General features: G+C 38.2%; 6 protein-coding genes. All 6 read left to right on the top strand.

Features of this window, described 5'->3' with window-relative positions; all coding sequences use genetic code 11:
• The first annotated feature begins 42 nt into the window (after window positions 1-42).
• The 6 genes from GM920_RS14425 to GM920_RS14400 all read left to right on the top strand — a co-directional run bounded on the left by GM920_RS14425 (window position 43) and on the right by GM920_RS14400 (window position 13,641).
• The gene (locus tag GM920_RS14425; RefSeq protein ID WP_182958627.1) at window positions 43-2,526 is read left to right on the top strand and encodes a M14 family metallopeptidase; all 2,484 of its coding nucleotides are present in this window, start codon (window positions 43-45) and stop codon (window positions 2,524-2,526) included.
• Between the two features lie 329 nt (window positions 2,527-2,855).
• A complete protein-coding gene (locus tag GM920_RS14420) occupies window positions 2,856-5,990 on the top strand; it encodes a SusC/RagA family TonB-linked outer membrane protein (protein WP_182958625.1) in 3,135 nt (1,044 codons plus the stop codon).
• A gap of 11 nt (window positions 5,991-6,001) precedes the next feature.
• Window positions 6,002-7,513 (top strand): SusD/RagB family nutrient-binding outer membrane lipoprotein, encoded by a 1,512-nt coding sequence (locus GM920_RS14415; protein WP_182958623.1) that lies wholly within the window; start codon window positions 6,002-6,004, stop codon window positions 7,511-7,513.
• A gap of 489 nt (window positions 7,514-8,002) precedes the next feature.
• Entirely contained in the window at window positions 8,003-11,125 is a 3,123-nt protein-coding gene (locus GM920_RS14410) for a SusC/RagA family TonB-linked outer membrane protein (RefSeq protein ID WP_235964534.1), read from the top strand.
• Window positions 11,126-11,136: 11 nt separating this feature from the next.
• Window positions 11,137-12,693, top strand: coding sequence for a SusD/RagB family nutrient-binding outer membrane lipoprotein (locus GM920_RS14405; RefSeq protein ID WP_182958621.1), 1,557 nt, complete (start codon window positions 11,137-11,139; stop codon window positions 12,691-12,693).
• A 27-nt stretch (window positions 12,694-12,720) separates the two neighbouring features.
• A complete protein-coding gene (locus GM920_RS14400; RefSeq protein ID WP_182958619.1) occupies window positions 12,721-13,641 on the top strand; it encodes a DUF1735 domain-containing protein in 921 nt (306 codons plus the stop codon).
• The last annotated feature ends 130 nt before the right edge of the window (window positions 13,642-13,771 follow it).

Here is a 13,771-nt window from a genome sequence, read left to right as displayed (position 1 = left end):
ACAAAAAATATTCTTTAGTATTTTGGAGAATAAATCCTGATTATGAAATATTATTTGCTTTCATTCTTGCTGTTGCTGATTGGACTAAAGCCTGCGGAAGCGCAGTTAAAGTCGCCTGATGAATTTTTAGGCTACGCTTTGGGCAGTAAGTTTACACCGCATTATAAGGTGCTTGAATATTTTAAATATTTGGGATCCGCCAATAAGAACATCAAAATTCAGAAATATGGTACAACCTACGAAGGAAGAGAACTTTTAGTCGCGGTGATCTCTGCAAAAGAGAACATGGATAATCTGGATTTGATCAGAAGGCAAAATCTGAGTTTGAGCAACGCAGAAAAACCACTCATCAAAGGGAAGCAACCGGCTATCTTATGGCTAAGTTATAATGTTCATGGTAATGAGGCAAGTTCTACGGAAACTGCTTTGAAAATGTTGTTTACGCTTGCTGAAGCGAAATCTATTGGCATTCAAAATTGGCTAAAGAATACAGTGGTCATCATAGATCCATGCCTCAATCCAGATGGTAGGGAGCGATATCTGAACTTTTTTGGCTCCAACATGGGAATTCAACCCAATCCAAATCCTATGGCCAGAGAGCATATTGAACCCTGGCCAGGTGGGCGTTCTAACCATTATTATTTCGATTTGAACAGGGACTGGGCATGGCAATCACAGATAGAAACACAGCAAAGATTGGATTTATACCAGGATTGGATGCCGGAAGTACATGTCGATTTTCATGAGCAAAGTTACAATGAACCCTACTATTTTGCTCCTGCTGCAGAGCCGATTCATCAGGACATCAGCCCTTGGCAAAGGAGTTTCCAGATTACGGTCGGGAAGAACAATGCGAAGTATTTTGATCAGAATGGCTGGCAATATTTTACCAAAGAGCAGTTTGATTTGTTATATCCTTCTTATGGGGACACCTATCCTTTATATAATGGGGCTATCGGGATGACCTATGAGCAAGGGGGAATTGGTGCTGGATTGGCTGTGGCTACCATCGATGGGGATACATTAACCTTAAAAGATAGAATTGCGCATCATTTTACCACGGGTATGGCCACCTTGGAAACTGTTTCTAATCATGCAGATCAATTGATTGAGGAGTTTAGGAAGTATTTTGAAAAGGGCGTACTGGATCCTCCCGGTGCTTATAAAAGCTTTGTCATCAAATCCCAGAATGCTTATCGCCTTCACAAATTGGCGGGGCTTTTGAAAAAAAACCACATCCAATTCGCTTATGGGTTGGATAAAGAAGTAACAGGTTATAGCTATGAAAGCGGTAAAATGGAGCGGTTTAAAGTGGATCGGAACGACCTGATCATTAATTTAAACCAAGCCAGAGCGGTCTTAGCCAATGTATTAATGGAACCGCAAACTGCTGTGACTGATTCTAATACTTATGATATTACAGCCTGGGCATTGCCTTATGCTTATGGGTTACCTGCTTTTGCTACCACAGAAGCGATAAAAGGGCTTTATCCTTTGCCAGAAGAAAAGCAGGAAGTTTTTCCTGCCGTGGTTAAGCCTTATGCCTGGATTTTCCCCTGGAGTGGTTTACCTGATGCCCAAATATTGATGGAATTGCAAAAGGAAAACATAAAGGTTCGCATTGCGGAAGAGCCTTTTATGATGGCGGGACGTAAATTCGGATTGGGCTCTTTATTGGTGTATCGCACAGAAAATGAACGGGTCATTCCTACCTTAACGGCAAAAATCGCTGCGATAGAACGGAAAACAAAAAAAGCTTTTTACCCGGCTGTAAGTGGGTTTGTGGATAAGGGAAAGGATTTTGGCTCATCGGCTTATCGGATCTTAACCGTACCAAAGGTTGCTATTGTTGCTGGTCCGGAGAGCTCCTCACAAAGTGTTGGGGAAGTCTGGCATTTTATGGAGCAGGAGTTAAATTATCCGGTTAGCCTGATTGCCTTAAGAAATATAGACAATCTTAATCTGAATAAAATCAATGTGTTGATTCTTCCTGATGGCACTTATCCAGTAGAAACAATGGACAAACTGGAAGATTGGATCAAGATTGGGGGGAAGGTGATTTTGTTGGAGGATGCCGTTCAAAGCGTTACTGATTCCAAGATTTTTGAAGTCAAGAAGAAGGACGAGATGAAAGAAGAGGAGTTATTGGTTAATCCGGCATTATATGCAAATCGAAACGCAATAGATCTATCTGATGCGATCCCGGGGGCCATATTTAAGCTGCATCTAGATGCAGGTCATCCGCTTTCTACGGGTTTAGGAGCTTATTACTATGCACTAAAAACAGACAACCATGTTTATGCACCATTAAACAGAGGCTGGAATGTTGGTCTGCTCAAGCCAGATAGTTATGTAGCTGGGGTAGCAGGAAAGAAGGTCGTGAAAACCTTAAGTTCTGGTATGACGCTGGGTGTGCAATCTCTAGGTAAAGGCACTATTGTTTACATCGGAACCAACGTTTTATTCCGCTCTTTTTGGGAAAATGGGAAGCAACTTTTCCTGAATGCGCTGTTTTTAGTTGACTAATTTGTCTGATTTATCAGCATTTTTCCAGTTTCGATGACTCCAAATGATAAAATTTGTTACAAAAAAAATGCATTTTAATTTAAAACTGTGATTTCGCTATAAAAAATGGTTTTAGCACTTCTTAGTTATAGCTAAGAAAAATATAATTTGGAATAATCTTCTTTCGTAAAATTTAATCTGTTTTTGGTTGCTCAAAAATGGGGTTTTTTGCCTGTTTTTATGTCAGGAAACCGTCATTTAAGCCTCTGGTGCGGGTTTTGGATGAGCTGCGCCTTTCAGGTTTGTCTATATTCAGGCCGTATTAACTAACCTAAATTTTAATTTTTTTTATGAAGAAACTTTTACAAAGTTTGTTCATTTTGATGTTTATCGCAGGGACTGCGGTAGCACAAAATCGGACAATCAGTGGTACAGTTACGGATAAAGCAGATGGAAATCCGCTGCCGGGCGTTACCGTTAGAATCGTAAGCACTAAAATTGGTGCACAAACATCTGGAGAGGGCAAATTTTCATTAAGTGCTCCTGCTTCAGCAACCACTCTCGAATTCTCTTACCTTGGTTATAAAACCGTTACTAAAGCAATTGGCGCTTCAAATGTGATCAATGTAGTTATGGAAGCTGACGCACAGTCACTTTCTGAAGTAAATATTACTTCTGCATTGGGTATTACCAGAAAAGAACGTTCTGTAGGTACTGCACAACAAAGCTTAAAAGCGGAACAGCTAACACAAACTAAACAACTGGATCTTGGAACTGCTTTAGCAGGTAAAATCTCAGGTGTACAGGTTTTGGGTGGTTCAGGTGCAAAATTCGGTACTTCTAAGATCCGCGTTCGTGGTATTAGTAGTGTTGATGGCGGTCGTGATCCTTTATATGTTGTAGATGGGGTTGTAGTTCCTTCTACGAGTGTAAATATGGATGATGTAGAAGACCTTACTGTATTGAAAGGCCCTGCGGCTACTTCTTTATATGGCCAAAGGGGTGATGCTGGTGTGGTCGTGATCAAATCTAAAGGTGCCTTGAAAAAAGGTTTCGGTGTGGAATTGAATCACAGTACTACAATTGAAAACGTAGCCACATTACCTAAATACCAGAATGAATATGGTGGTGGTTCTTCTCAGGAATGGGAATATTTCAAATATGATCCAACTAAAGATGCTCCTGCTTTGAAAGCGATGGATGGGGTTAGATACCATAACTACCAGGATGATGTGAGTTGGGGTCCAAGATTTGATGGTCTTCCTTATGCTCCTTTCTATTCATGGAATAAATATGATTCTGATTACGCTAAAACTGCACCTTATGTGGCTCAGCCTAATAACATCAGAGATTTTTATGAGACTGGTGTTCAGAATAACACGAATATTGCGATCTCTCAATCAGGAGATAAATTCAGTGGTAGAATGTCTTATACCAATGTAAATCAGACAGGTGTTTCTCCAAACACGAAGGCAGATCAGAATAGAATGAGCTTAAATGGAACTTATAAGCCAATTGAAAAATTGACGATTAACTCCAGCATTAACTTCATGGTGATCAACAATTTCAATACACCACTAGATGGTTATGGAACACAAACTGCAGGTTCATTCAGCCAGTGGTTCCACAGAGATACCAACATCAAAAAACTGAGAAACTATAGAAATCCAGATGGTACATTTACTTCTTGGAACATTTCAGACCCAAGAAATTCAGCACCTAAATACTGGGATAATCCATATACGGAAGCTTATGAGAATATTTCAGAAAGCAATACTTCCAGGGTTTTCGGATTTATGCAGGCTTCTTATAAATTACTGCCGGACTTAAACATTAATTTTACTGCAAAAGGCAACTATGGTAGTTTCAGAGATGAATCAAGAGTAGCTTCAGGAACATTAAACCAGGAAAGTTACCGTTCAAAACAAGAGCGCACCAGAGAAAACAACTTTGTTTTAGATGCAAACTATAAAAAGCAAGTAGGAGAATTCTCTTTTAATGCAGGTGCTTTCGGTGAGTTGCGTATCAACCATAGCGAAGATATGCAAGGTACTACAGTAGGTGGTTTTACCGTTCCTGATTATTACAACCTTTCTGCTTCTAGAAACAGACCATTGTTAACCAGCAATATTTTCAACAAAAAAGTTAGAAGTATGTATGGTTACGTGAATACGGGTTATAAGAACTTCTTGTTTTTAGATTTAAACATCAGAAATGACTGGTCTTCTTCTTTGCCGGATAATAACAACTCTTACCTATACGGTGGAGCGGCATTGTCTTTTGTATTCAGTGATTTAATTCCTGCAAATGACATCTTATCATTTGGTAAAGCAACTTTCTCTGCCGGACGTACTGGTTCTGATGTGGACCCATACAAGATTTATCAAACGTATAGTCCAAATGGATTTTATGGTGATTACCCTTCTCTTACTGTGCCTAACCAGATTCCTAATGCAAATTTGAAACCTGCATTATCTGATGCATATGAGGCAGGTTTAGAATTAAGGTTCATTAAAGACAGATTGAGATTTAATTTCAATTACTATGACAGAACTTCGAAAGATCAGATCATTTCCCTGAGTCTTCCTTCGACAACTGGATTCTCTTCTGCTTTAGTAAATGCAGGTGAAATCAAGAGTCATGGTTTTGAGATGAGTTTAGGTGGTACGCCAATTAAGTCAAAAGACTGGACTTGGGATATCAATGCCAACTTTGCGATTAACAAAAATAAAATCGTTTCACTTTACCCAGGATTGAATAACTTCCCATTTGATTCCTTCGGTTACGTAGGAAGTCCTCGTATCAATGTAGAACGTCGTGTGGGTCAGGAATGGGGAACAATTGTTGCGCCAGGGATTAAAAAAGATGCAAATGGAAATAACCTGATTGATGATGAAGGTATGCCTATTATCGAAGCAGAGCAAAACCTGGGATCTTTTGTTCCAGATTTAACTGGTGGTTTCACTTCCATGTTGAACTACAAATCTTTCAGCTTTGGAGCTTCTATGGACTTCCAAATCGGTGGTAAGTTATTTTCTGTAACTCAAGGAAACTTAAATGGATCAGGTTTGGCAAAACAAACAGCAGGTCTGAATGATAAAGGTAATCCAAAAAGAGATGACGTTTCAGTTGGAGGCGGTATCCTGATTCCAGGTATCCGTGAATCTGATGGTCAGCCTAATACAACGTATGTAAATACGCAGGAATATTACCAGGATAAAATGCCATATGTTTGGGGTGCTAACACTTACAAAGCGACTTACTTTAAATTAAGAGAACTTTCGCTTGGCTATGCATTACCGGCTAGTTTCCTTTCTAAAATCAAAGCACAAAGAGCTACAGTTTCACTGGTTGCCCGTAACCCTTGGTTGATTTACACTGCTATCCCAGGAATTGATCCTTCAGAATCTGCAGGTGAATGGTTGGAAGGCGGACAGTTGCCAGGAACAAGAACAATCGGATTGAATTTAAAAGTGACTTTCTAAAAAAGTAAAAAATGAAAAAGAGTTTTATAAATTATATAATATTTGCGGCTTCATTAGCACTTGCTACGGGCTGCAAGCCAGGAGATTTCGGTGATTTGAATGTAAGCCCGAATTCACCAGCAAAGCCGGTAACCTCGTTGATGTTGACGAGTGCTGAGCGTTACATGGGTAGAACGACTGCAGTTACTTCAACAGCAACAGTTCCAGGGGTAATCAATGATTATGCGGCTAAATTGTATACGCAGCAGATTTCAGAAGTATTGTATACGTCTGAATCACGTTACGCGACTAAAATTTATAACTACGGCGGTATATACAATAGTCCATTGGAAGATTTGACTTTGATTATCAAATTAAATACGGATGAGTTGACGAAAAATGCACCTAATGTGGTTACAAATGGTTCCAATGCGAATCAGATTTCAGTAGCTAGAATCTTGAAGGCATTCTATTTTCAAAATATGACCGATAGATGGGGAGATATTCCTTATACAGAGGCTTTACAAGGAATGGCTTTAATTACGCCAAAATTTGACAGACAGAAAGAGGTGTATCTTGCGCTATTTAAAGAGCTAAAAGAGGCTGTTGCTGGTTTTGACAATGGTGGAATGGCTAAAGGAGATTTCTTATTTGAAGGTGATAAAAACAAATGGAAAACTTTTGCTGCGACAATCAGAATGAACATGGCACTTAGGTTGTCGAAAGTTGATCCTGCTTTGGGAAAAACTGAATTTAACCTGGCACTTGCTGAAGGTGTGATCAATTCTAATGCACAAAATATCGTTTATAAATTCTTAAAGGATTCATCAAATGAAAATAACATTTATTACAACTATGAAGTAAATAAACGTTATGACTATGCGATTAGCAATACCATGGTAGATGCATTGGCGGCGATTGCTGACCCACGTTTATCAGTTTATGCAGATACGACTAAAACTGGTACCTATGTAGGTATGCCATATGGATTGACTCAAGGAGAGGCCGGAAAAAGTTATTCTTCTGGTAGTGTAGGTTTTCCTGGTAATGTTTCTCTGATTGGTAAGGCTTTCAGATCTCAGGATTCTCCTGTTCGTATTTTCACTTATGCAGAGACTTTACTTTCAAAAGCAGAAGCTTACAAACTGGGTTGGATCACTGGTGCTCCTGATGATGCTCAGGCTGAAGTGGCTTATCTTGCAGCAATTAAAGCTTCGATGGAACAAAATGGTGTTACTGCTACTCCAAGCTATTTTAATCAGCCAGGTGTTGCTTATGATGCTGGAAATGCGATTAAGCAAATCATCACTCAGAAATGGATGACGAACTATATGGGCTATGCTACAGAATCATGGTCTGATTGGAGAAGAACAGGTTTCCCGGTATTAACGCCTAGTGCTAATGCTCAAAACCTTGGAAAACAAATTCCGGTTAGACAGTGCTACTCGAATGATGAGCCTAGTTTGAACAATAAAAACTACCAGGACATGCTTTCTATTCAAGGTCCGGATGAATTAAATACACCAGTATGGTGGAATAAATAAGAACAAGGGTCTTAAAATACAAGAGAGGTTGTTTCATCGATAGGATGAGGCAACCTCTTTTTTTATGGCCGGAATTTTCTTTCTAAGCAATAACTAAGAATTCTATTGTTTTTAGAAGGAACTGAGGTGCTAAAGATGAAGCGTTTTGTTTAGTCGTTTAGGTAACGCCATGAGATCAAATGAGATAGCGATTTTCTGGAATTAAATCTTTTCTGTTTAAATGCAAATTCATTTTATTGTGTTGAAATGTTAAAAAAATGTTAAAATTCCAGATGCTCGCTAAATCTTCATTTTTATTAAGAACAAAATGCATGAAAATGGGCTTGATTGCAAAACAATTGGCCTTTTTGCCCTGTTTTTAAGCAAATTATAGTGCGATTTTTATTGTCATCGTATTGTCATTTGTTTTTCAAGGAGTTGATTTCTGATCATCAGGCTTAGTAAATCGACTATATTCAGTCATTATTAACTAACCTAAATTTATTTTTTATGAAAAAACTTTTACAAAGTTTGTTCATTTTGATGTTTATCGCAGGATCTGTGATGGCTCAAGAAAGGACAATTACTGGTACAGTTACGGACCAGGAGGATAGCAAGCCGCTGCCGGGAGTAACTGTGAGGATTAAGGGTACAAAGATCGGTACTCAGACCAGTGCCGATGGTAAGTATTCCATTAAATTACCTTCAGCTTCATCGGAGATTGAATTCAATTACCTAGGATACACAGGTTTTTCTCGTCGCCCAGGTACAACTAATGTATTAAACGTACAAATGGGTGCTGACTCTAAATCACTAAATGAGGTTGTAGTTTCTGGTGCTGGTTTGAAATCCCGTAAAAAGGAACTAGGTGCTGCACAAACTACAATTAGTAATCAAGCTTTAACCGCAGCTAAACCTACTAACGTTGCAGCGGGTTTAACTGGTAAAGTAGCTGGTTTGAACATTCAAAGTGTAGGTAGTGGTGTAAATCCTAACTACAGGGTGATTTTAAGGGGTATGCGTTCCTTAACAGGTAACAACGAGGCCCTTATCGTTGTAGATAACGTGATTGTTCCAAACAATATTTTAAGTAATTTAAATCCTGACGATATTGAGAACGTAGAGATCTTGAATGGTAGTAGTTCTGCTGCACTATATGGTTCTGCTGCTTCCAACGGAGCGATGATCATTACCACAAAAAGAGGTAAAGGTGGCAATGCGCTTGATATTAAAGTATCAAACACAACTACAGCAGAGCAGGTTGCTTTTTATCCTAAACTTCAAAATGACTTTGGTTCTGGATCTGATAATGATGTGCAAATTTACACACCTTATGAGAATCAGCAATACGGTCCTCGTTTTGATGGTATTGTTAGACCAATTGGTCGTCCATTGCAAGATGGTTCAATCCAGATGGTTCCTTACTCAAACACTTCTGGTAAAAGAGATTTCTGGAATACTGGTGTAACCAATGTAACTGATTTCTCAGTTTCCTCATCTCAAGAGAAAAGCTCTATTTATGCATCTGGTCAGTATTTAACTGCTACAGGAACAACTCCTGGTGATAAATACAACAGAGCAACAGCAAGAGTAGGTGGTACACGTAAAGTTTCTGATCAGATTGACTTTAACTATTCAACTTATTACACTCAAAACAGATACGACCAAACTACTCAAACCGGTACGATCTACAATTACCTATTGAATGCGCCTAGTCAGGCTAACTTAACAGACTATAAAGATTGGAGAAATAATCCTTATGCTAATCCAAACGGTTATTTTAATGCTTATTATAATAACCCTTACTTCATGGCTGATAATTACAGATCAAAAGTAAGAAATGACTATTTTATTGGTAACGCTGAAATTAAATACAAGCCTTTAGAATGGTTAGATTTCACAGGTCGTGTGGGTATTACTACTCAAAACGCTTCTAATAAAGGCCGTTCTGACGTATTTATTTTCTCTGATTATACAAAAAGTATTTCTGGATCAAGTGAGTACAAAAGACAGGATATCTTGGGTGGTGTAAGTGACGGTTCAAGTTATAACACGACTTTGATCTCAGATTTCATCGCACATGCAAAGAAAGATTTTGGTGATTTTAAAGTGAACTTAACTGCTTTATTCCAGAGCCGTCAAGACCAATCAAAAAACTTAGCTGCAGCTGTTAATGGATTAGTGGTTCCAGGTACATTCAACTTATCGAACAGTACCAACCCTCCAAGTGCATCTGAGTCTAATTTCTTAACCCGTACTTATGGTTTGACAGGTAAATTAGATATTGGCTATAAAGATTATTTATTCTTAACTGCAACAGGTAGAAATGACTGGGTTTCTATTTTAGCACCTAAAAACCGTTCATTCTTCTATCCAAGTGTTTCCCTTTCATTTGTTGCAACAGATGCAATCGAAGGACTTAAAGCGATTGAGCAAATTGACTTTATTAAGTTAAGAGGTAGCTGGTCTAAAGTAGGTAACGTAAACATTGGCCCTTATGCTTTAGTACCAACATTTGGTCAGGGATCAGGTTACCCTTACAACAGTAAAGGTGGTTTAACAGTAAGTAATACTTTGATTTCTCCAAACCTTCAACCAGAGTTTACTGCTGGATGGGAAGCGGGTGTTGATTTTAGTTTCTTAAAATCAAGAATTACCGGTGGATTCACTTATTATGATTCTAAAACTGATAACCAAACCATTCCAACAGGAGTATCAAATGCAAGTGGTTACTCATCTTTCTTGCTAAACACAGGTAAAACTAAATCAAGCGGTATAGAAAGTACATTAGCTTTAATTCCTTTGCAAACTAAAGACTGGGAAGTTACTGTAGGTGGTGTATTCACTTATTATGACAACATCGTTAAAGAGATCGGTTCAGGATTAGACCAACTTACTTTAGGTGCTTATGGTGGTGCCGTAGGATCTTATGCAGTAGCAGGTCAGCCTTTCCCAGTACTTAAAGGAACAACTCACGTACGTGATGATCAAGGTAGAATTATTGTTGACCCAATTACAGGTTACCCTTCTGCTACATCTAACTTGAGCATTTTAGGACAAGGACAACAGAAATATTCTCTAGGTGTAAACTTTACAGTGAAGTATAAATCTTTAAGCCTATATGCTTCTGGAGAGTACCGTACTGGTAACGTGATTTATAATGCTGGTGGTGGTACATTTGACTTTAGTGGTGCTGGTATCAATACTGTTGCTTACAACCGTGACCGTTTCGTGATTCCAAACTCTTCTTATAAAGATGCAAATGGAAACTATGTAGCAAACACAAACATTACAATTCGTGATGGCGGACCAGGTTACTGGACTATCGCTGGACCAAGAACTGGAATTGATGAAAACTACATTACTTCAGCTGCGTTCTGGAAACTTAGAGAGGTTTCTCTTGCTTATGACCTTCCAAAAAGTCTATTAGGACATAGTAAAGTGTTTAAAGCGGCAAGAATTAGTGTTCAAGGACGTAACTTGCTTATCTTCTTACCTAAATCAAATGTTTACACAGATCCAGAGTATAGTGATGGAAACGGTTCTAGTAACGGTAACGCGATTGGTTTAACCAACTTAAACCAAACTCCTCCATCAAGATTCTATGGAGCTACATTATCATTAACACTTTAATCTTAGTCAATATGAAAAAAAATTATAAATATATATTTGGTTTATTATTTGTATCCGCGTTGTTTTCATGCAAGAAACAACTTGATATCAATAATAATCCTAATTCGCCAACTGAAGCGACCCCAAATAGGGTCTTGCCTCAAGCAATTGTAGCTACAGCAAATAACCTTTCTCAATTTAACTTCTATGGAGGTCAGGTTGTTGGATATTTTGCCAATGGTGGTGGTGTGAGTGGGTGGGGTTCTATCATTTCTTACGACTATCAAACCTCTGAATTCAATGCTTTATGGAGTAATACCTATGATATTTTAACAGATGTAAAATATGTACTTGATAAATCTGAAGGGGATGCTACTTTAAAGGAGTTTAATGCGGCAGCCAAAGTATTAAAAGCTTATAATTTTGAGTTATTAGTAGATACTTATAATGATATTCCTTATACAGAAGCAAATCAAGGTTTAGATAAGATTCAGCCTAAATATGATAAAGCAACAGATATCTATAAAAACCTTGCAGATCTTTGTGATCAGGCTATCGTAAGTTTCAAATCGGTAACTGCGGGATCTCCTGCTTTTGTCGCTGCAGATCCAATGTATGGTGGTAATGTGACTAAATGGGCAAAATTGGCTAATACTATAAAGTTGAAATTGATTTTAAAAGGTAGAGGAAAAGTTACTTTTAGCAACACAACTTTTGATCCGATCGGATTTGTTACTGATGCTGCTACTCCTAGTACGGATGCGACTGCTCCTTTGGATGTTTTAGTTAATCCTGGTTATACACAAATCGATGGTAAACAAAACACTACTTATAACAGATGGGCTTATTTAGCTTCTGGTGCGGTAGTTAGTGCTGCCAGTAACTATGCATTAACGCCTTATGTTCTTGGTTTTTATGATGGCTCTAAAATTCTTGATGCTGCTCGTAGAGCAGTTACTTTCAATACTTCAGCTGTCAATCAATTGGGTTATCAGTTGTCTGATGCAGGTAGAGGTGCTTCTCCAAGTTCATGGTATGTAAAAGGTATTGGTATTTTGAAAGGTCCTGATGCTGCTTCACCTATTATGTTGGCTGCCGAAAGTTATTTCTTACAAGCAGAAGCTAATGTAGTTGGACTAATTCCAGGAACTGCTAAAGATAACTTCAATGAGGGTATGATAGCTGCCTTTAGATATTTATATCTGAATAGTGCTGGAACACTTGTTGCTGGAAAGAGCCCTACTGGTGATGTAACTGCATATATCGCTGCAAATGTGACTAAACCAAATGTGAACTTTAGTCTTGCGACTACTGATGCTCAAAAATTGGAAGCTATTATTACCCAAAAATACCTTGCATTCAATATGTTTTTTGGACATGAAGCTTGGAACGAATTCAGAAGAACAGGGTATCCAGTTACCTTATCTAATGGTAATCCAAGTCAAACATTTGTCTCTATTGTATCTCAAGCTACAACTGCAAACAAACTACCAACAAGGATTCTTTATCCATTGTCTGAGTTTAAATACAACGAAAGCAATATTCCTGCTGTTGATAAGTTTAGCTCTAAAATATTTTGGGCCAAATAAAAATTTAACTATTTAATTAGAATAGACATGAAGAAAATTTTAAATATATTTTTAGTAGGTATTCTGGTAACAGGGCTAAGTTCTTGTTTAAAGGATAAAACTATGATTGGCCCGGATTCACCTGGTGCAATCAAAAACGTTATCGAATTTGCCAATATAGGGGAAATTAAATCTAATGTGAGCAGTATTTATCCTGTATATGCTCAGTCTTATCCGGTTACTGCACCTGGTAAATTAACAGTAACAGTTAATTATGCAGGTGTTGATAATGCACCATCGGATATCAATGTGGTGGTGGCATTGGACCCTTCGATTCTAACCACTTATAATGCAAAAAATGTAAAAGATGCCAGAGCTCAGGCGATCGAATTGGGTCAAGATCCTGATGAAGCAGAAGCGGAAGTTGATCAAATTGCGCCTTTAAAACCGGACTCATATACTTTGGGGAATTTAAATTTGGTAATTCCTAAAGGTCAGAGAACAGCTTCATTTGATGTTGCACTTAAACCAAATCTTTTTACTTTTGATCAAACGTATGCATTACCATTTAAAATTTCGTCTTCGTCACTAGGTGTGGTTAGTGGTAACTTTGGTAATATAATTGTTAAAATTAGTGGAAGAAACAGATTAGATGGGGTATATAACCTTAAAACAAGTGCAGCTACTTCCTTAAGACCAGGACTAAATGAAAATGGTGCAAAATTAGCCACATCGGGAGCAAACTCGGTGTCATATCCCTTGCTTAACTATTACACAGGTAATATTGTTACAGTTAGTGTAGACCCTGTGACAAATGTTGCTACAGTGACTGATTCAAGTTTAGGTGTGCCAGCAATTATGGATCCAGCGAGTAAATATGACCCTGCAACTAAGGTGTTGTATTTGAAATGGAAAGCAGGTTCACGTTCATTCGAAGAAACTTATACATACACAGGACCAAGACCATAGGTTTTGTAAATCCAAGCAAAAGGCCATCTCCAGTTACGGGGATGGCCTTTTCTATTTTGACGTGATTTTATTGCTGCTGTCTTTTTTTTAAAATTGGGGCTAATGCCATCGTTGTTTGTAATTCCCTGTG

It is taken from the genome of Pedobacter gandavensis (genome assembly GCF_014172405.1).
Classification (GTDB): Bacteria; Bacteroidota; Bacteroidia; order Sphingobacteriales; family Sphingobacteriaceae; genus Pedobacter; species Pedobacter gandavensis.
This window is presented reverse-complemented; position numbering and strand designations above follow the sequence as displayed.

Bases quoted from the DNA above. Each gene is read 5' to 3' on its own strand.
- GM920_RS14420 (WP_182958625.1), top strand. From the start codon at position 2,856: ATGAAGAAACTTTTACAAAGTTTGTTCATTTTGATGTTTATCGCAGGG.
- GM920_RS14400 (WP_182958619.1), top strand. From the start codon at position 12,721: ATGAAGAAAATTTTAAATATATTTTTAGTAGGTATTCTGGTAACAGGG.
- GM920_RS14415 (WP_182958623.1), top strand. From the start codon at position 6,002: ATGAAAAAGAGTTTTATAAATTATATAATATTTGCGGCTTCATTAGCA.
- GM920_RS14425 (WP_182958627.1), top strand. From the start codon at position 43: ATGAAATATTATTTGCTTTCATTCTTGCTGTTGCTGATTGGACTAAAG.
- GM920_RS14410 (WP_235964534.1), top strand. From the start codon at position 8,003: ATGAAAAAACTTTTACAAAGTTTGTTCATTTTGATGTTTATCGCAGGA.
- GM920_RS14405 (WP_182958621.1), top strand. From the start codon at position 11,137: ATGAAAAAAAATTATAAATATATATTTGGTTTATTATTTGTATCCGCG.